Annotated in this window: 20 protein-coding genes and 1 riboswitch; of the genes, 19 read left to right on the top strand and 1 reads right to left on the bottom strand. The window is 29.9% G+C overall.

Annotated features, from left to right (window positions below; genetic code table 11):
- Positions 1-22: 22 nt before the first annotated feature.
- From O3801_RS02640 to O3801_RS02615, 6 genes are all read left to right on the top strand, one after another.
- The gene (locus tag O3801_RS02640; RefSeq protein ID WP_371453998.1) at positions 23-523 is read left to right on the top strand and encodes a YdbT family protein; all 501 of its coding nucleotides are present in this window, start codon (positions 23-25) and stop codon (positions 521-523) included.
- Entirely contained in the window at positions 516-2,015 is a 1,500-nt protein-coding gene (locus O3801_RS02635; RefSeq protein WP_371453997.1) for a PH domain-containing protein, read from the top strand. Before O3801_RS02640 ends, O3801_RS02635 begins: the two co-directional genes overlap by 8 nt.
- Positions 2,008-2,499, top strand: coding sequence for a PH domain-containing protein (locus tag O3801_RS02630; protein ID WP_371453996.1), 492 nt, complete (start codon positions 2,008-2,010; stop codon positions 2,497-2,499). The genes O3801_RS02635 and O3801_RS02630 overlap by 8 nt, the downstream gene beginning before the upstream one ends.
- Before the next feature lie 73 nt (positions 2,500-2,572).
- Positions 2,573-2,675: riboswitch (SAM riboswitch) on the top strand.
- 117 nt (positions 2,676-2,792) lie between these two features.
- On the top strand, positions 2,793-3,971 hold the full coding sequence (gene metK / locus O3801_RS02625; RefSeq protein WP_371453995.1) for a methionine adenosyltransferase: 1,179 nt from the start codon (positions 2,793-2,795) through the stop codon (positions 3,969-3,971).
- A 358-nt stretch (positions 3,972-4,329) separates the two neighbouring features.
- Positions 4,330-5,442 carry a hypothetical protein gene (locus tag O3801_RS02620; protein WP_371453994.1) on the top strand — a complete coding sequence of 371 codons (1,113 nt, stop codon included), beginning with the start codon at positions 4,330-4,332 and terminating at the stop codon, positions 5,440-5,442.
- 143 nt (positions 5,443-5,585) lie between these two features.
- Positions 5,586-5,945, top strand: a complete 360-nt coding sequence (locus O3801_RS02615; RefSeq protein WP_316446712.1) for a truncated hemoglobin — start codon at positions 5,586-5,588, stop codon at positions 5,943-5,945.
- A 52-nt stretch (positions 5,946-5,997) separates the two neighbouring features.
- On the opposite strand, the gene O3801_RS02610 is transcribed toward O3801_RS02615, so the two are convergent.
- Positions 5,998-6,546 carry a TetR/AcrR family transcriptional regulator gene (locus O3801_RS02610; protein WP_371454012.1) on the bottom strand — a complete coding sequence of 183 codons (549 nt, stop codon included), beginning with the start codon at positions 6,544-6,546 and terminating at the stop codon, positions 5,998-6,000.
- Positions 6,547-6,944: 398 nt separating this feature from the next.
- On the opposite strand from O3801_RS02610, the gene O3801_RS02605 reads away from it, so the two are divergent.
- The 13 genes from O3801_RS02605 to O3801_RS02545 all read left to right on the top strand — a co-directional run bounded on the left by O3801_RS02605 (position 6,945) and on the right by O3801_RS02545 (position 19,035).
- Entirely contained in the window at positions 6,945-7,721 is a 777-nt protein-coding gene (locus O3801_RS02605) for a phosphatidylserine decarboxylase (RefSeq protein WP_371453993.1), read from the top strand.
- A gap of 17 nt (positions 7,722-7,738) precedes the next feature.
- Complete coding sequence (locus tag O3801_RS02600) at positions 7,739-8,311, top strand: YqeG family HAD IIIA-type phosphatase (RefSeq protein ID WP_060914242.1); 573 nt, start codon at positions 7,739-7,741, stop codon at positions 8,309-8,311.
- Entirely contained in the window at positions 8,304-9,422 is a 1,119-nt protein-coding gene (yqeH, locus tag O3801_RS02595) for a ribosome biogenesis GTPase YqeH (protein WP_371453992.1), read from the top strand. Before O3801_RS02600 ends, yqeH begins: the two co-directional genes overlap by 8 nt.
- 19 nt (positions 9,423-9,441) lie before the next feature.
- Positions 9,442-9,741 carry a ribosome assembly RNA-binding protein YhbY gene (gene yhbY / locus O3801_RS02590; RefSeq protein WP_004264083.1) on the top strand — a complete coding sequence of 100 codons (300 nt, stop codon included), beginning with the start codon at positions 9,442-9,444 and terminating at the stop codon, positions 9,739-9,741.
- Between the two features lies 1 nt (position 9,742).
- Positions 9,743-10,351: a nicotinate (nicotinamide) nucleotide adenylyltransferase gene (gene nadD / locus O3801_RS02585; RefSeq protein WP_371453991.1), complete on the top strand. Its 609-nt coding sequence runs from the start codon at positions 9,743-9,745 to the stop codon at positions 10,349-10,351.
- Positions 10,326-11,195, top strand: a complete 870-nt coding sequence (gene yqeK, locus O3801_RS02580) for a bis(5'-nucleosyl)-tetraphosphatase (symmetrical) YqeK (protein ID WP_371453990.1) — start codon at positions 10,326-10,328, stop codon at positions 11,193-11,195. Before nadD ends, yqeK begins: the two co-directional genes overlap by 26 nt.
- A gap of 20 nt (positions 11,196-11,215) precedes the next feature.
- On the top strand, positions 11,216-11,554 hold the full coding sequence (gene rsfS / locus O3801_RS02575; protein ID WP_004264102.1) for a ribosome silencing factor: 339 nt from the start codon (positions 11,216-11,218) through the stop codon (positions 11,552-11,554).
- Between the two features lies 1 nt (position 11,555).
- Positions 11,556-12,275: a class I SAM-dependent DNA methyltransferase gene (locus O3801_RS02570; protein WP_371453989.1), complete on the top strand. Its 720-nt coding sequence runs from the start codon at positions 11,556-11,558 to the stop codon at positions 12,273-12,275.
- Between the two features lies 1 nt (position 12,276).
- Complete coding sequence (locus O3801_RS02565; RefSeq protein ID WP_371453988.1) at positions 12,277-12,912, top strand: GyrI-like domain-containing protein; 636 nt, start codon at positions 12,277-12,279, stop codon at positions 12,910-12,912.
- Between the two features lie 104 nt (positions 12,913-13,016).
- Complete coding sequence (locus tag O3801_RS02560; protein WP_294681893.1) at positions 13,017-13,451, top strand: CopY/TcrY family copper transport repressor; 435 nt, start codon at positions 13,017-13,019, stop codon at positions 13,449-13,451.
- 15 nt (positions 13,452-13,466) lie between these two features.
- Positions 13,467-14,240 (top strand): SDR family NAD(P)-dependent oxidoreductase, encoded by a 774-nt coding sequence (locus O3801_RS02555; RefSeq protein WP_371453987.1) that lies wholly within the window; start codon positions 13,467-13,469, stop codon positions 14,238-14,240.
- Between the two features lie 200 nt (positions 14,241-14,440).
- Positions 14,441-16,657 (top strand): cell surface ecto-5'-nucleotidase Nt5e, encoded by a 2,217-nt coding sequence (nt5e, locus tag O3801_RS02550; protein ID WP_371453986.1) that lies wholly within the window; start codon positions 14,441-14,443, stop codon positions 16,655-16,657.
- Positions 16,658-17,220: 563 nt separating this feature from the next.
- Entirely contained in the window at positions 17,221-19,035 is a 1,815-nt protein-coding gene (locus O3801_RS02545; RefSeq protein ID WP_371453985.1) for an ABC transporter substrate-binding protein, read from the top strand.
- The last annotated feature ends 310 nt before the right edge of the window (positions 19,036-19,345 follow it).

The raw sequence follows: 19,345 nt of genomic DNA, 5'->3' as shown, positions 1-19,345 counted from the left end.
TTTTAAAGTAGGGAGGGATTTTATGAGAAAATATATAGGAAGATTATATGTTGATTATTTCTTCTTTAATGTTTGGGCAATAAGTATAATATGTGTCGTGCTGGCTTCTGTGATTTTTAAGTTCACTGGTTTTGAAGAAGTGTTCGGTATAAATACCTATCTTGCATTATGTATAATTTTAGGAGGGCTAACATTTTTAAATCAGTGTGTTGTAATGTTGTTAAGAGATAAATATGAGTACAATACATTTTTTGAAATTACAGATGAACATTTTAAATTAGCTTCAACATTAATGTACACATTTTTTAAATTGGAGAAAATAGCACCACTTAGAAATATATTAGATTACACAATTAAACAAAATATATTGTCGAAAAAATTCAATATTTACAAGATTAGTATAAACACTGGTTCAGAAAAATTAAGATTTTATGTTTCTAAAAAAGATGTAGAACAGTTAGAAAACCTATTGTTAATTATACTAGAAAACAATCTTAATTATAGGAGGTATAAAGATGAATAATATTAAAAAGAGTCGAGTACATCCTATGGTTATTATGGATACAGTAATTACAGGATTTAGATTGTTTGGTATCTTTATGGTGTTGGCATTAAAAGAACAAAACTGGAAATATTATTTACTAGTTTTAGCAGGGTTTCTTCTACTAATAGTAATAGGTATATTTGATTATTTTGTTAAAAGTTATGAAGTCCGAGATGGGGCATTAATTTATACAAAAGGAATAATAAATAAAGAAGTAAAAAATATAAATCTTGAAAATATCCAGTCAATAGATATGAGCTCCAATATAATGTATCAAGCATTTAATCTGCTTTCGGTGGATATAAATCTTGTTGGAGGTAAGATTAGGATAAAACCTTTGAAGAAGGAAATAGCACTAAATTTAATTGATATATTAAGAGATTTAAAACGCGATGAAGATACTTCTGTAACTCATGAGAATACCGAAGAAGAGATTCAAAGAGAAATACTACGATTATCTGTAAAGGATCTTGCATTTTATGGGTTGTTACGAGTTAGGTTCTTTGCAGCATTAGGGTTAATACTTGCCCTAAATGACAAGATTCGTGATGTGTTTAAAATTTTCTTTGATAATGAAACGTATTTTGATGAACTACTTCAAAAAAATGCTGAATCAGTTGCAGGAAATATAACAGCCTTATTTATAATAATTGGAATTTTCATGATTTTAGTAGTATTAGCATCAATTATTTTTACGATAATAAAATATTATGACTTTATCCTTACGACAAAAGATCATAATTTACTGTGTAAATATGGACTCTTAACGAAAAAATCATTAGTTATTGATATTGATAGAATTCAAAGCGTAAAATTAATATATCCGGTACGTTATAGATTCTTTGGACTAGCGAAATTATCTGTTGAGACTTTGACAAATAATGTATCAGAAGATTTAAGTGAGCAAAAATCTACGATAGATGTCTTACCATTGGTGAAGAAAGATTTTGCACAGAATTTTGTGAAAAATAATCTGGGTATTGATTTAGAGTACTATGATAGTTTAGAAAGTGAGAAAATACAACGTAAGGCAAGAATGGCGATGTATCGTTGGAGTTTATTTAATTGTAGCCCTCTACCGATAATAGTATTTGCGATATTGTATTTTGCTAATGTTGACTTGAAGCTTGAGTATAAAGTTCTAAGTTCGATTGCTTTTTATCTTGTCTTAGTTTCGTATAGTATTTTAGTGAAAAATTATATGTTGAAATACAATGAACTTTCTTATGATAGACATTACTTTAAAAATACATTTATGAAACAATTAACGATAATTACGGAGTTAATTAAGGTGAAAAAAGTAGGAACTATAAATAGTAGAACGAACTATTTTATGAAAAAAAGGGACCTTTCTCATCTATCAATAAATTCTATTGGAGTAAACTCTGATATTAAGTTGAAATATTATGATAAAGGATATAAAGAAAAATTAGAAAGAGATTTTATTATATCGGAGGTAGGTTATGAATAGAATATTTGAAAAAAAATCACGTAATTTACCGATAAGTTCAATACAGTATATGAGAATACACTTTGGAATATATGCCCTAGTTCTCTTATCGCCGGTAATTGGTAAGAGTGTATATGATTATTTTACAACTGAAATAAATTATAAGTTTCTAGGGTTAGGAATATTGGCAATATTAGCAATATATGTTTTAGTAGCTACAGTGATTCCACCACTAGTATTTAGAAACTACTCTTACGAGATAGATGATATGGGGGTGTCTAGAGTCGAAGGAGTATTTTTCAAGAGTAAGAAAACTTTACCATATAATACTATTCAAGATGTTACTATAAATACGGGACCAATCTTGAATAAGTTTAAATTAGCTAATATACAAGTAACAGGGATATATAGCAAATTATCGATTGATTGTCTTCCAGTAGAAGAAGCGGAGAATTTAAAAGAAAAAATTCTTCAAGAAAGAAGTAAATACAATATTGAATATTAATTTTTTTATTTTATCGTTTGACAAATTAGAAAAAGTATATTAAAATCTAATATGCTGATAAAAGAAATATAAATACTTATCAAGAGTGAGTGAGGGATAAGGCCCGTTGAACTCCAGCAACCTAATCAATTGATTAAGGTGCTTTCCTTAGCAAAGTTTACTTTGAACGATGAGGTAATAAATAAAGACCTTGTCTATGTGATAAGGTCTTTTATTTATATAATTTAAAAGATATTAAGGATCTAGAGGAGATTTGTATTAATATCAGACAAAAAATATTTTAGGAGAAAAAAATGAGCAAAACATATTTATTTACATCAGAATCAGTAACAGAAGGACACCCAGATAAAATCGCTGACCAAGTGTCAGATGCGATTTTAGATGCAATTTTAGAGCAAGATCCATACGGTCGTGTAGCTTGTGAAACTTGTGTAAACACAGGATTAGCAGTACTTGTAGGAGAAGTTTCAACAACAGCAAACGTTGACTTCCAACAAATCGTGCGTGATACAATTAATGAAATTGGATACAACGATCCTAATAAAGGGTATTCAGGTGATCATATTTCAGTACTTGTTGGATTAGATAAACAATCTCCAGATATCGCACTTGGAGTTGATAATTCATTAGAAACAAAACAACAAAAAGAAGAAAATGAAGTAGGTGCAGGGGACCAAGGTCTTATGTTTGGATTCGCTACTAACGAAACTCCAACATATATGCCACTGCCTATCTACCTAAGTCAAAAACTTTCAAAACAATTAGCAGAAGTTAGAAAAAATGGAACTCTTTCATACTTAGGTCCAGATGGAAAAGTGCAAGTAACAATTGAATACGATGTAAACCACAAAGTTAATAGAATTGATACAATCGTAGTTTCTACACAACACGATGCAGATGTAAGTCAAGAACAAATCCACGCTGATATTAAAAAATACGTAATTGAGCCATGTTTAGATAAAGATTTATTAGATGAAAATACTAAATACTTCATCAACCCAACAGGAAGATTCGTTATCGGTGGACCAGTAGGAGATGCCGGACTTACAGGACGTAAAATTATCGTTGATACATATGGTGGATTCTCACGTCACGGTGGTGGAGCATTCAGTGGTAAAGATGCAACTAAAGTAGACAGATCTGGAGCTTATATGGCTAGATATATCGCTAAAAATATCGTTGCTAGTGGAATCTGTGATAAAGCAGAAGTACAATTAGCTTATGCGATTGGAGTAGCTCACCCAGTATCAATCTTTGTTGAAACATTCGGAACTTCAAAAGTTGACGAAGGGGATATCGTTAAAACTATTAAAGAAGAATTCCGTTTAACACCAAATGGAATCATCGAAACTTTAGATTTAAGAAAACCGATCTTCAAGAAAACAGCAGCTTACGGACACTTTGGACGTGAAGATGTAGAATTCACTTGGGAAAGAACTGACAAAGTAGAAGCATTTAAAAAATTATTATAGGTGATACTATGAGTAAGGTTAGACTATACGCTTTCCATATAATGTATATTATAGGAACATTTATAGTTTAATTTTATGATTTATACGCTTTTTAATTTAAAAATGAGTTCATCACTGAATAGTTAAAAATAACATCGGGAAAATGGGAAGACCCAAAAACCAAAAATTTTAAAAAAGTTTATATGAGAATTTATATATAGTGGCTTATTGATATCTAGATTTACTTTATTAAAACTTTATTGATATCTATAAGTTATACGGGGGTGACTCGACAAAATCGATTTTTCTGAAATCATGATTTTTGAGTCATTCCCGTTTTTAATTAAATAATGAAAATAAAAGAATTGGAGATAGGATTATGAAAAAAGAAAACTTAAGTGAAAATAAAAAAGATCTTTTCTTTTCAGAAATAGGATTTCCACAATATGATGAGTTAGTATTTGAAAATGACAGTGAAAATAGAAATTTTAAAAAATCTATGATAATATACTCAGAATATATGAAATCAATTGATCAGAATATATTTAACGATAAGAGTAGAGATAGGAGAATACCTGCAAAATTAGATAAAGCTATAGAGTTTTCCGAGTATAATATAGAAGCGAAGATAGCGATAATAAATTACATGATAGCTCCTGAATATTATAAATTAGAGTTATTATGTGAATTGAAAAATGAAGTGAAAGAATATAATGATGTAAAGTTTAGTACAGGAATTAATGAAATAAATTTATTTCATTATGAGGTTTGTGAGTATATTGTAAAGTATTTTTTTAACAATGAAATGTATAAAAATGTAATTAACCTTATTGATGATGAATTTGAGAATATTTCATTTGATGATGAATTTTATACAGAATTGTTGTTTTATAAATTGGCTTCATATTTATATATTGGAGAACTAAGGGAGTTTTGTGACTTATTAATTGACGCTAATAATAACGATTTAAGGCTAGATGAATTCATTCTCATCTCAAGATTATTTTTTAATTTAGTTCAGTGTGATTATAATAGAGCTGAAGGATTCTTTACAGAATTAATGTATGAAAATGATAGTGTATTAGACTATTTAAATAGAGTTATGGTAGATGATAAAATGATAGAAATATGCACTTCTGACGAGGAATGGGAAATATGGTATTTAGATTATTGTTTTAAATTTTATTTAGGAATGTTAAGCAATAAGTACTTTTTCAATTCTTTATATACAATGGTGGAAGATCAAAATAGCATTATTGAATTAAATGCTGAATATGAAAAAGATCCGATTGCTTTTATGAAAGAAGATGATGCATTTAATGGGCTTGACGAAGAAGAATTACAGATACTTGCTGATTCAAAATACAGATGTAAATATTCATTTTATTTTAGTACAAGATGGGAAGTCCTTGAAGAAACAGGAATTACGATGAGTACTATCAGAAAATTAGAAAAAAATGGTGTAGAGTTTTTTGAGGATGAGATACGATAAATTAGTTTAACTTATAAATAAAAGTTTATTGAATACAATAATTAGTGGTTTAAGCTATTTTAATTGCAAAAATTTTATTAATGTAGTTTAATATAAATAAGGACAAAAAGTGAAAAAAATATGAACAAATTGTGGAGGTAGCTATGAACCTGTATGAGCAAATAGGTGAAGAAAAGATTGATCAATTAGTAATGTATATGTACGATGATATTATCCCTAATGATGATCGAATTAATCTATTATTTAATGAAGGATTTGAAAAAATTAAAATTGAACAAAAGAAATTTTTTAGATTATTTTTAGGTGAACCAGGTCATTCGATTTTTGCTACACCAGATTTAAGAAAAAAACATATGAAATTACCTATTTCAATAAAAGAAGCAAAGTATTGGTTAGAAGATTTTGAATTAGCTTTGGATAGATTAGATATAGATCCTGCTATAAAAAAATTCTTTAGTCAAAAAATTAATTCGCTAACAATGCAAATGATAAATACAATATAGTATAAAAAAACCTCTCTACTGAAATTAATAAAATCAGTGGAGAGGTTATTATTTATGCGACAACTTCGTCTTCATCCGATCTAGAGAATATTTCTCTTAGTGTCTCAGGAGAAGCGGTAGAAACAAATCTAATTGAAGATTTTATATTGTAAAGGAATGCTTCATCCTTGTGTATTCTGTTTGCAGTTAATGCTCCTTGAATGCTAGTGAATAACCATTCACTTACAGGATTACAAACATCTTCTGGTAAATTTCTATCGAAAAGTCCATCAGCAAGAAGTAAACGCCAATTTTCTAATATATCACTACATTTTTCAGCAATAATAGGAGATAATTCGGCAGTCTCCATAGCAAGTAGTGTTAGTGAGAAACCACTTCGTTTACATGCTTTACCTTTTGAAATAAAAAGATCAAAAACATTTGTTAAATACTCCTCTAAAGTCCCTAATTTCGGAGAAATTGTTTTAAATTCTTTTTTAACATTACTGTTAATTTTATCTAATGCTTCTAGATAAATTTCATCTTTTCCTTTTGGAAAATAATAATATACGCTTCCTTTAGGGGCTTTAGCTTTTTTAATGATATCCTGAACACTTGTCAGAGAATAGCCCTTAGTTCAAACGTTTTGGACAGTTGTTAAAATAATATTTTCTTTTACTTTATTATTTAACGTCATGTCATTCACTCCCTTGCTTTATTATTATAATTATATTATACAATTTTATGTTACTAAAATCAATAATATATGATAAAAATTTTCTGTTACACTTGGATATACAAATACTGTATTAATTATAATAGTAACGTCTTACCATGAAGTTCAACACCTATTAATTATCTTAAAGGTTGTACTAAAATAATATAATAATTATTGAAAAATAAAACTTTGATTATGTAAAGTGGAAAGTGTTTCGAATTTTGGCTTGATTTCTTTGCAATATTTGTATTTAATCGACTTTTATAGTAAAATATAACATGATATTCAATAAGGAGACTGGTATGTTAAAAAAGAAAATGTTTCAACTTTGTGTTGAATTAACAAATGGTAATATGAGCTCACAAGCTCTAAAAAAATTAACAAAGTCTAATTTAAGTAGATTAATGATACAACCCTTCGCTAAGGTTTATGATATTAATACTGATGAAATTTTAGATGAAATTGATGATTTTAAAAATTTAAATGAGTTCTTTATCAGAAAGTTACGACCTGATGCTCGACCAATCGATCAAGAAGAAGATTCTTTAGTGAGTCCTACTGATGGTGTTATTTCAGAAGTAGGAACTATAAGTGAAGATAGTACATTTATTGTGAAAAACCAAGTGTATAATGTTCAAACATTGGTTGGGGATAGTGAGCTAGCTGATAAATATAAAGATGGTACATATATGATAATATATCTAAGTCCGAAGAATTATCACCGTATCCATTTCCCGATGAATTGCCAAGTGAAGGATGCCTATAGTTTAGGTAAATATTCATATCCTGTTAATTATCTTGGCCTAGAGTTAGGAGATAATATACTAAGTTATAATTACAGACAAGTGTATAAGCTTAATGGGAAAATAAATTACACTATGATACCTGTAGGTGCTCAAAATGTGAATTCTATCATACCTACATATGAGAGTATTTATGTGAAAAAAGGTGAAGAGTTAGGATACTTTGAGTTTGGTTCTACTGTGGTATTATTATTTGAAAAAGATAATATACTGCTTGAAGAAAATTTAGAGAATAGAGAAATCAAGATGGGAGAGAAAATAGCTACTATTTTATAGGCTATTGATAAAGGAAAATGGTACTAAAAAGATATTTTTCACCGGATGATTTTATAGAAAAGTATGAGTTTATAGATGTTGAGTATATGAATATGCACAACAAGAAAGTTATTATTTCTGATTTAGATAATACTTTAATATCATGGGATAGTAAAAAAGATACAAAAGAGTTAAACAAATGGCTAAAGAAGATGAAAAAAGCTGGTTTTGATATTATTGTTGTGTCTAATAATACTGAAGAACGCGTTGAGGAGTTCTGTAAAAAATTAAATCTACAATATGTAGCTGGAGCAAAAAAACCTTTGACAATTGGATTTAAAAGAGCTTTACAAAAATTAAATAGAAAACCTGAAGAAGCAATTATCCTAGGAGATCAAGTTTTAACTGATGTACTAGGCGCAAAAAGTTTCGGAGTTATGAGTGTACTAGTAAAACCTATATCTAAAACTGATGCATTCAAAACTAGAATTAATAGATTTTTTGAAGGGTTAATAATCCAAAATTTAACACGAAGAAAAAAATTCCCTAAAATGAAAAAAGTAGGGTATAGATTAAAACATAAGAAAGAAAATGGAGGCCATATTGAGTAATAAAGTTTATTGTATAGGTTGTGGTGTTGAGATTCAAAGTGAAGATCAGAACAAACAAGGTTATTTACCAAAGAGTGTAGTAGAGAAAAGTATCGATGGCAATCTTGTCTGTAAAAGATGTTTTAGATTAAAAAACTATAATGAAGTATCTGATGTGCAACTTGGAGCTGAAGATTTCTATCAACTTATCAAAACACTATCAAAAAAAGATGCATTAATTGTAAAAGTAGTAGATATCTTTGATTTTTCTGGAAGTTGGATTGAAGATGTAGTTGATATTGTAGGAAATAATAAAGATATAGTACTTGTAGCTAACAAGTTAGATTTATTACCTAAATCAGTTAAACAAAATAAAGTGAAACAATGGCTATTTAAGATGCTGAAAGCTAAGGGAATTAAAGTAAAAGATATTCTTTTAATTAGTGCGATAAAAAATCAAGGTGTTGAAGAAGCAGCAAGTCGTATAGATGAATTACGAAATGGTAAAGATGTTTATATAGTAGGAGCAACGAATGTTGGTAAATCTACATTTATTAACAAACTTATTGAACTTACAACCGGGGATAAGAATGTTATTACAACTTCTCACTTCCCTGGTACAACACTAGGAATGATAGAGATACCTTTAGACCGCGCTACTAGTATTTATGATACGCCTGGAATTATACTGGATTATGATATAGCTCATTATCTTGATGCACAAAGTTTAAAATTAGTAATGCCTAAAAAAGAGATTAAGGCTCGCGTATTCCAGTTAAATGCTGAGCAAAGTTTATTCTTTGGTGGTATGGCTCGAATGGATTTTGTAGAAGGTGAGCGTCAAAGTTTCACATTATATGCATCTAATTTAGTAGAAATCCATCGTACAAAATTGAGTAATGCAGATCAATTATTTGAAAAGCACTTAGGAACATTATTAAAACCACCGTTTCAAGATAATATTTCTATTTTCAACAATCAAGTTAAGAAAAGTTTCACTATTGACAGTAGAAAGATGGATATTGTGATTTCTGGATTAGGATGGATTACTGTTAATAGCGATAGTGGATGTAAGATTGATATTCATGTACCAGAAGAAATCGAAGTATTTGTACGTGAATCGATAATATAGTAAAAGAAAAGAGGATAAGATGTTAAAAGGTAAACAAAAAAGACAATTAAGAGCATTAGCTCATCATTTATCACCAATTTTCCAAGTAGGGAAATCAGGTGTAAATAGTGATATGATTCAAGGAATTAGAGATGCGTTAGAAAAACGTGAATTATTAAAAGTAAGTATTTTACAAAACTGTGAAGAAGATAAAGATGAGGTTGCACAAATTTTATCTGAACGTACTTCATCTGAATTAGTTCAAGTAATTGGACACACTATTGTATTATACAAACAAAGCTCTAAGGAAAAGTATAGAAAAATAGAGTTGGTGAAATAAGATGTCAATTGCGCTTTATGGTGGTAGTTTTGACCCGATTCATATAGGTCATCTAATTACTGCCGAAACAGCACTAGATACTTATGATTTAGACAAAGTTATTTTTATTCCTTCGTATATTACACCGCTAAAAGGTAGAGAACTTGAAGCTAGTGATAAAAATAGGTTTGAGATGACGAAACTAAGTACTAAAGGTAACTTAAAGTTTGAAGTAAGTGACTATGAAATATCAAATGAGGGTGTAAGTTATAGTTATAATACCGTTAAGTATTTTAGTGAATTGTATAAAAATGAAAAAATCTATTTTATTATTGGAACAGATAGAGCCAAAGATTTAAAAAAATGGTATAATATAGGAGAACTAGTAAAACTTGTAACTTTTATTTTTGTTGCTCGCGATGAAGAGGATTTATATAAGGTAGCAGAAGGGGATTCTTTTTATGAATCTATTAGTTACGAGATTATGAAATCACCGATAATTGAGATAAGTTCTAGTTTAATTAGGAAAAATTTAAAAAACAAGAAAAGTATTAAGTATATGATTACGGATGAATGTAGATCATATATAGAGGAGTTGAGTTTATATGGAATATCAAGAAATTCAAAATAGAGTGAAAGAAATATTACCAGAAAAAAGATATGAACACACACTAAGAGTTGTGGAAGTAGCGAAACATTTAGCAAAAATTCATGGGGCAAACGAAGAAAGAGCAGCATTAGTAGCGTTAGTACATGATGTTTGTAAACCAATGGACGAAGTATTGATGAAAAAATACGTAATCTTACATAATTTAGATGTTAATTTATTAGACTATCCAGTAGAGGTTCTTCATGGACCTGTAGCAAGTGCATTTATCGAAGAAGAATTTGGTGTAGCAGATGAAGAAGTTAAACTTGCGGTTGCTAACCACACATTCGGTAGAAAGCACATGACATTATTAGAAAAAATAATCTTCATAGCAGACTATACTGATCCACAAAGAAAACACCCACACTTAGCAGAGGTTACAGAAGTATCTCAGTATGACTTAGATGAAGCGGTAAGACTTGCTGCTAAGTATACGTTAGTTTATTTAATCGATAATGATGAAAGAATTTATCCATCATTATTAGATTGTTATAACTATTATAATATTAAAAACTATCGTGTCGGATTTAAAGAAAAAAATAAAGATAAAATCTTAACTGATGAAAAAACAATCACGATTAGAAATAAGAGTGAGGCTCACTTCAAAAAAGGTGATTTATTAGAAGCTACGACTTATGAAGATCCTGATACAGTGTTTGCTACATTAGAAGTTGATTTAGTTAAACCTGTAACAAGAGATACTTTAACAGAACGTTATGCTAAATATTATGGTGTTACTCTAGATGAATTAATAGATAAACTAGCTAAAAGATACCCAGAAGATGATGTACTTTATGTGGTAATGTTCCATATTATAAAAAAATAAAATAAAGAAAGAGGATGAAAATGGAAGTAGAAAACTTATTAAAAGTTGTTGTAGATGCATGTGATGATAAACACGGTTATGATATCGTTGCTTATGATTTAACTCAAGCAGGAGTATTATATGACTATTCTGTAATTTGTCACGCACCTACAAACAGACAAGTAGAAGCGATTGCTCAAGAAGTAAGAGAACAAGTATTAGAAAATGGTGGAGAAATTCACAGTACAGAAGGTCTAAGAGAAGCCAAATGGATTCTTATGGATTTAGGTGATGTTGTAGTAAACATCATGACTCGTGACGATAGAGAATACTATGAATTAGATGCACTATTTGAGAAATATCCTATAAAAGGTGTATAATATGTACGAAAATTTAAGTATTGTTTATGATAAACTTATGGATGTCGACTACGATGCTTATAAAAATATTATTAGTCAAGAATTAGAAGATAGAGAAAATCTTCTAGTTCTTGATTTAGGTTGTGGTAGTGGTGCAATGCTACCAACTCTAAAAAAATATGGTGAAGTATTCGCAGTAGATAATAGTGAACAAATGCTAGCGATAGCTAGTGAAAAAGTTCCTGGTTGTAATTATTTTGCGATGGATTTATTAGAAATTTCATCGCTAAATATAGAATTTGATTTTGTATTAAGTGCATTTGATGTATTTAATTATCTGTCAGATTTTGAGGAGTTTAAACAAGGATTAAAAGAAGTGTACTCATCTTTAAGAGAAGGTGGAAAATTTATATTTGATATCCACACTCCCAAAAAAGTTACGGATATGTTAGAAAAACAAGTTTTCGGTTATGAAGATGAGGAAATTAGTTATCTGTGGTTTACATATGAAACAGAAAATCCTCTGGAAGTGGAGAGTGAACTGTCGTTCTTTATAAAAGAAAACAATGGTTTATATAAAAAACTAGAACAGTTTCATTCGCAAAGAACCTATGAAATTGAAAGTGTTCTTGCTGAAGTTAAAAATATTGGATTTAAAGTTAAAGATTATTTCTGTGATTTTGATAAAAACAATAAAAAATATGCTGAATCAGATAGAATAATTTTTGTTTTGGAGAAGTAGTATGGCAGTTGATTTTAAAAAAACTCTTAAGCATTTATATGCCCCTAAGACTAAACCTAGTATTGTTGATGTCGAAAAAGCTAATTATATAGCTGTTAGAGGAAGTGGAGATCCTAATGATGAAAATAGTGAGTATAAGCAATCTATTAGTCTATTGTATCCTGTAGCGTATGCTATAAAGATGAGTAAAAAAGGAGATTATAAAATCCCTGATTACTTTGATTTTGTCGTTCCACCGTTAGAAGGATTCTGGTGGCAAGAAGGGATTGAAGGTGTTGATTACGCTAATAAACAAAATTTTAAGTTTATTTCCTTAATACGTATGCCAGATTTTGTTACAAAAGAAGTATTTGAGTGGGCTGTTAAACAAGTAACGGAAAAGAAAAAAGAAGATTTCTCGAAAGTTGAATTTTTCAGCTATGATGAAGGAGTCTGTGTTCAATGTATGCATGTCGGGTCTTATGATAAAGAGCCAGAAACTGTCGCTAAGATGCATGAATATATAATTTCTGAAGGGTATGAATTGGACATTAATGAGATGAGATTTCACCATGAAATTTATATATCTGATGTGAGAAAAACATTACCAGAGAAGCTTAAAACAGTTATTAGACATCCAATTAGGAAAAAATCTTAAACTTGATTCTAGTCTTGCTAGAATCAAGTTTTTTATGAATTGACATTATATGATTAAAATAGTATTATAGTTACAGATGTAACTGAAAAAAAGGATGATAATAAATGGAAATTAATATTTCGGAAGCGGAATGGGAAGTAATGCGAGTAGTTTGGAGTAATAAAGAAACTACAAGTAAATTTGTAATTGATACTCTAGGTGAAGAAAAGTCTTGGACACCTTCTACTATTAAAACCCTATTATCAAGGTTAGTGGAAAAAGGATTTTTAGAAACTAGAAAACAAGGGAATAAATTTTTATATTCAGCAAAATGTGTGGAAGACGAATGTTTAGATATATTAACACAAAATTTTTTAGAGAGAATTTGTGAAAGAAGAACTCATATTATTGTTAAAAACATAATTGAAACTGATAATTTAAGTAAAAGTAATATTGATGAAATTATTGAGTTGCTGAAAGAAAAAAGAAAAACAGCACCTGAGGTAATTACGTGTAAGTGCCTAAAAGGGCAATGTAGCTGTGCAGCGAAACACGGATAAGAGAGGGATTATTGCATGGAAAATAGTAAACAAAAGATACTTATAACAGGAGCTTCAAGTGGTCTTGGTCGTGAATTGGCGCACCAATATGCACAAAAAGGTAATGTGGAATTGATATTGGTAGCCCGCAGAAAAGAAGCGCTTGAAAAAGTGGCTAAAAAATGTGAAAGTTTTGAAAATGTTAAGACTAGAGTATATAGTGTGGACATCGGTTCTCAAGATCAAGTAGATCAACTTCTTTCGGCAGTTGATGATGTAGATATCCTAATAAATGGTGCTGGCTATGGTATTATGAAAGACTTTAGCGAATTTTGCGATGCTGATGTAGTAAATATGTTTGATACTAATGTCATCGGAACTATTCAATTAACTACTGAAATTGCTAAAAGAATGAGAGAAAGAAAATCTGGAATTATTGTAACTATAGCTTCTCTAGCAGGAAAAATTGCAACACCAAAGAGTTCTGTCTATTCAGCAACTAAATTTGCTCTAATTGGATATTTTAATTCTTTACGTTTAGAACTAAAAAATGACAATGTTCATGTTATGACTGTAAATCCTGGGCCAGTAGCTACAAATTTCTTTAATATTGCCGATGAAGACAAGAGTTATCAAAAAGCAATGGGTGGTAAAACATTAACGCCTAAACTAGTTGTCAGTAAGATAATAAAAGGTATTGAACAGAAAAAACGTGAAGTTAATTTACCATTTAAGCTAGTTTTAGCTGTTAAAATTAGTCAATTATTCCCAAGATTAAGCGATAGAATACTTTTAAGAATGTTTAAATAAGAATATTGAATCGAGATTGGATTATATCTAATTTCGGTTTTTTTATTTTCAAAATAATATTAATAAACAAAAATTTTAAAATAGTACGTTTTTAAATCGTTATCATAAGAAAATATTTAAATTTTAGTTGAAAAACACGTATTATTGTGATATTATGTAAATACTAAATTACAAATAAGAAAGTGAGAAAAAAAGTTATTATGAAGAAAAAAAATTACACACTAGCATCAGCTACAATAGTAGGTTTAGCAATAGCAACTTCAGGAGGAGCTGCATTCGCGGATGAGTCAACACCAGCTCCAGCAACTTCACCAGTAGCTGCACCATCATCAGAGCCGTCTGAGGTTTCAGTAGCTCCAAAAACAGGAGATGTAAAACCATCATCATTACCAACTGATACTACAGAACCATCTACAGCATTAGTGCCAAAAACAACTGAAAAAGATTTAGTATTAATTCACACTAATGATGTTCACGGACGTATCGTAGAGGAAAAAGGTCGTGATAAAAACACATCAGTTGTTGGGGATGCAAAACTAGCAACAGTAATTGAAAATGAACGTGCTAAAAAAGATCAAACAACAGTAGTTCTAGATGCAGGGGATGCATTCCAAGGGTTACCTATCTCAAACTCAACAAAAGGGGAAGCGCGTGCTGAAATTTTAAACAAAATGAATTACGATGCTATGGCCGTAGGAAACCATGAGTTTGACTTTGGTTTAGATGAAGCTAAAAAGTATAAACAAATTTTAAAATTTCCTCTTTTAAGCTCAAATACTTATGTTAATGGCGCACGTTTATTTGAAGCTTCTACAATCATTGATAAAGATAAAAGTGTTAAAGGTGATGAGGTTGTTGTTATTGGGGTAACAACACCAGAAACTGCTACAAAAACACACCCTAAAAATGTTCAAGGTGTAACGTTTAAAGATCCTATCCCAGAGGTACTAAATGTAGTTAAAGAAATCCAAGCAAAAGCAAAAGCTACTGGTGATGACTATAAAACATATGTTGTTCTAGCTCACCTTGGAGTGGATACAACAACACCTAACGAATGGAGAGGTTCTACTCTTGCTGACGAACTATCTAAAAGTCCTTTATTAAAAGGAAAACGTGTAGTAGTAATCGATGGTCACTCTCACACAGTAGAATCAAAAACATATGGAGACAACGTTACTTATAACCAAACAGGAAGTTATTTAAATAACATTGGTAAAGTTACGTTAAAACCAAAAAGTTTATTAGGAACTCCAAGTCTAATTAAAGCTTCAGAAACTACTAATGTAACGCCTAATCCAGAGGTGAAAAAATTAGTTGATCAAATTAAAGCGAAATACGATGCAGAAAATGCTGTTGTTGTAGTGAAAAATAGTCCTGTTGAGTTAAGTGGTACTCGTGAAAATGTTCGTGTACGCGAAACTAACTTAGGAAATGTAGTAGCTGACTCACTATATGAATACGGACAAACTGGATTTAAAAATAAAGCAGACATCGCAGTAACAAACGGTGGTGGTTTACGTGAAACTATCGCTAAAGACAAACCTATCACAAGAGGTAGTGTAATTGCTGTTCTTCCATTCGGTAATACAATTTCTCAAATTAGTGTTACAGGTAAAGACGTATTAGCTATGTTTGAAAAATCTCTAGGATCTATTTTACAAGTTGATAAAGCTGGTAAAACTGTCTTAGATGAAAATGGACAACCATTATTAGAACCAAGTGGTGGTTTCCTACATGTATCAGGGGCTAAAGTATACTACGATACAAACTTACCATCAGGAAAACGTGTATTACGTGTAGAAGTTAAGAACCACGATACAGGTGCATATGATAAATTAGATTTAAATAAAACATACTACCTAACTACAAATGACTTCTTAGCAGCAGGTGGAGACGGATATACAATGTTAGGTGGGGCTCGTGAAGAAGGACCATCTATGGATGAAGCATTCAAAAATTATTTAGAAAAAGCTGATTTAACTAAATATGCAGTAGTAAATCCAAACTCACGTACAATTTCTGTAGATTCAAAAACTTATAAATTTGATACTGAAAAACCTCAAACATCAAATGGACAAGATGCTCCAGTTTTAGTAAAAGAAGAATTAGTTGTAACACGTCATATTGATGCAACAGGAAATGAACTTGCACCAGTAGAACTAGGAGAAAAAACACCTAAAGTTCTTAAAGGATATAGCACTGTTTCAACATCTAAAAAAGATGGAATTACAACTCATGTGTACGGAGTAGAAAAAGCTAGTGTTAAATCAGGTGAAAAAGTTGCTGGAAAAGCTAATGTTGTTAACAATGAGAGAAAATTACCTAATACAGGTATGAATTCATCTAGTACAACTGCGCTAGGGTTAAGTTTAATTGCGCTTGTTGGAATTGCCGTTAGACGTAAACTTTCTAAATAATAAAGTTAATTTGCTAATAAAATAAATTAAGAGTATGGATAATTCTATACTCTTAATTTTTTGGAGTTTTATTATAAATATTCCCATAGTGCTGATATAGTAAAGTATTAGTAAAAACTAATTTTTTCTGTAGTGTTGTAATTAATAGTGTAATGTAATTTATTCTTTATAATTTACTTTCTGTAATAATTTTACTATATCGTTTCTAAAAAAAATATTGACAAGGGTTTCTTATCTTGATATACTTAAAACACAACAAAAAATTACACTTTGAAAAGAAGAGTAGTAGTTGATATTTGCTTAGAGAGTCTCGGTGGGTGAAATGAGATCAAAGATGATACTATGAAGATGGTCTTTTCGTGTTAGTAGTTGAATAGTTAAACTACTACGGGATAGCCCGATACAGCTAGGAGTATTAAAATGGTATTTTAGTACTTTTTGAGATGGTATTTGTGAAAATACTATAAATCAAGGTGGTAACACGTCTATAGATACGTCCTTGTGGAAGTTAATAGCTTCTACAAGGGCTTTTTTCTTTGTGTAGGAAAAGTGAGGTAAATTTTATGAAAAAAAATAATAAAAAAATAACAAAAGTTGTTAGTTCTAGTTTAGCTTTAACATTGTTATTAGCAGGTTGTGCTACTAATCAAAATAAGAAAACAGGGGATATTACAAAACCATCGGTTGAATTTAAAACTTTGGTTCAAAATGATGGAAATGCGGTATCAGATAGTCATTTAAAAGTAGGAATCTTATCAGCAGATCCACTTACAGGAATGTTTAATCCAATATTCTTCTTACAAGCAACGGATTATTATGTTATGAGAGATACAATGCTTTATACTTTTGCATTGGATAAAGATTACAGATTAAAACAAGATGATAATGATGCTCCTGCGAAATTCCATTTAGATAAAGAGAAAAAAGAAGCAACGATTACTCTAAGGAAAGATCTGAAATGGAACAATGGTGAAGATGTTACTGCTGATGACGTAATTGCTACATATAATTTAATGGGGAATCCTAAGTATGTAGAAAACATCAGATATTCTTCTGATTATGAAGTAATCGAAGGAATGAAAGAATATCACGAAGGTAAAGCTTCATCGATAAAAGGTATAGAGAAAAAAGATGATAAAACAGTAGTAATTAAATACACAGACGTTAGACCATCATTACTTTGGGGTAACGGCTTTATCACCACATTCTTAAATAAAGCACAGGTCGAAGAAGCGTCTAAAGATTTTGCTAAGTTTTCTGGTGCTAATCTAAATACAAAACCATTATCATATGGTCCATATTACTTAGACAAACAGGTTAATGGAGAAAGTGTTCTAGCCAAACAAAACCCACATTTCTTTAATAAAGATAAAGTAAAAGTAAAAGAAATAGAATTTAAAGCTGTGTCACCATCACAAGCAGCATCAGTTATTAAGAATGGAGACGTAGACTACATTCGTTCACTTAGTCCAAATATTTGGGAAGGAATAAAAGACTCTAAAAATGGAGATGTTTTAGGTCAAACAGATCTTTATGTGTCTTATGTAGGATTTAAATTAGGTAAATTTGATAAAAAAGAAGGAAAAGTTCTAACTGATACAAGTGGAAAATTAGGCGATGTTAAATTAAGACAAGCTTTTGGATACGCAGTGGATTGGGATCAAATTAATGATAAACTATTTAAAGGATTAAGATATACACCAACTGGTTCAGGATTCTTCCCACCTAGAATAGAATTAGCGGTTAACCCTAATGGTAAGAAATTCAAAAAAGATGTAGAAAAAGCTAAAAAATTATTAGATGAAGCAGGATATAAAGATACTGATGGAGATGGATTACGTGAAAACAAAAATGGTGAGAAATTAGTATTTAATTATGCTGCAAGAAATACTGGTAGTGATTTAGATCAAGCGTTAGCAGATAATTTTATTAAATCATGGAAAGAAGTAGGTCTTGATGTTAAATTGGTAGATGGTAAATTATTATCACCGAAAGATTGGTCAACAAGAGTACAAGCAGATGATCCTTCTATTGATATTTTCCAAGGAGCATGGGGATTCTTTAATAATCCAAACCCTAACTATATAGCTGGTGGAACTTCTAAATTAAATTTACCTAGATATATAGATGAAACTCTAACGAAAGATTTAGAAGCGATTGATTCAAAAGATTCATTTGATGATAATAAAATAAAAGAAGCATTTAATAAATTTGATAATGATTTTGCTGAGGTTGCACCATGGATACCTTTAAGCTGGAGTACAGATATAGTATGGGTTAATAAACGAGTGAAAAATATAGATCTTAAAAAATACAATACTTTTGAACAACAATTCTATGAACTAGAATTAACTTCAGATAAAGGTATTAAAAGCTAAATATAAATAAAAACATACGTTACTTGATAAGACTTATGAATAAAGTTTAAATACTGATAGTTAGGTAAAGTGATTCAGATAAGACTAAAATTTATAATCTAATAAAAAATATGTTGAGCGGCTTAATAAAATTAATTCCTAAGGGATTGTAATTTTTGAGTCGCTCTCTTTAAAGGATTATTCTCCCTAAATATTATACAAATTTTTTAAAAAATGAAATAAAGGTCTTTATCAAAATAAATTGTGAAATAATAATATCTTATAAGAATTATTGTACTGATAATTAATATTATTGGATGGAAAAATTTTC

It is taken from the genome of Gemella sp. 27098_8_149 (assembly GCF_041433745.1).
Taxonomy (GTDB): domain Bacteria; phylum Bacillota; class Bacilli; order Staphylococcales; family Gemellaceae; genus Gemella.
The sequence above is the reverse complement of the archived record's forward strand: the minus strand, read 5'-3'. Positions and strand labels throughout refer to the sequence as shown.

Bases quoted from the DNA above. Each gene is read 5' to 3' on its own strand.
- O3801_RS02560 (WP_294681893.1), top strand. From the start codon at position 13,017: ATGGAAATTAATATTTCGGAAGCGGAATGGGAAGTAATGCGAGTAGTT.
- nadD (WP_371453991.1), top strand. From the start codon at position 9,743: ATGTCAATTGCGCTTTATGGTGGTAGTTTTGACCCGATTCATATAGGT.
- O3801_RS02640 (WP_371453998.1), top strand. From the start codon at position 23: ATGAGAAAATATATAGGAAGATTATATGTTGATTATTTCTTCTTTAAT.
- nt5e (WP_371453986.1), top strand. From the start codon at position 14,441: ATGAAGAAAAAAAATTACACACTAGCATCAGCTACAATAGTAGGTTTA.
- O3801_RS02570 (WP_371453989.1), top strand. From the start codon at position 11,556: ATGTACGAAAATTTAAGTATTGTTTATGATAAACTTATGGATGTCGAC.
- rsfS (WP_004264102.1), top strand. From the start codon at position 11,216: ATGGAAGTAGAAAACTTATTAAAAGTTGTTGTAGATGCATGTGATGAT.
- O3801_RS02545 (WP_371453985.1), top strand. From the start codon at position 17,221: ATGAAAAAAAATAATAAAAAAATAACAAAAGTTGTTAGTTCTAGTTTA.
- O3801_RS02620 (WP_371453994.1), top strand. From the start codon at position 4,330: ATGAAAAAAGAAAACTTAAGTGAAAATAAAAAAGATCTTTTCTTTTCA.
- metK (WP_371453995.1), top strand. From the start codon at position 2,793: ATGAGCAAAACATATTTATTTACATCAGAATCAGTAACAGAAGGACAC.
- O3801_RS02635 (WP_371453997.1), top strand. From the start codon at position 516: ATGAATAATATTAAAAAGAGTCGAGTACATCCTATGGTTATTATGGAT.
- O3801_RS02555 (WP_371453987.1), top strand. From the start codon at position 13,467: ATGGAAAATAGTAAACAAAAGATACTTATAACAGGAGCTTCAAGTGGT.
- yhbY (WP_004264083.1), top strand. From the start codon at position 9,442: ATGTTAAAAGGTAAACAAAAAAGACAATTAAGAGCATTAGCTCATCAT.
- yqeK (WP_371453990.1), top strand. From the start codon at position 10,326: ATGGAATATCAAGAAATTCAAAATAGAGTGAAAGAAATATTACCAGAA.
- O3801_RS02615 (WP_316446712.1), top strand. From the start codon at position 5,586: ATGAACCTGTATGAGCAAATAGGTGAAGAAAAGATTGATCAATTAGTA.
- O3801_RS02605 (WP_371453993.1), top strand. From the start codon at position 6,945: ATGTTAAAAAAGAAAATGTTTCAACTTTGTGTTGAATTAACAAATGGT.
- O3801_RS02565 (WP_371453988.1), top strand. From the start codon at position 12,277: ATGGCAGTTGATTTTAAAAAAACTCTTAAGCATTTATATGCCCCTAAG.
- O3801_RS02630 (WP_371453996.1), top strand. From the start codon at position 2,008: ATGAATAGAATATTTGAAAAAAAATCACGTAATTTACCGATAAGTTCA.
- O3801_RS02600 (WP_060914242.1), top strand. From the start codon at position 7,739: ATGGTACTAAAAAGATATTTTTCACCGGATGATTTTATAGAAAAGTAT.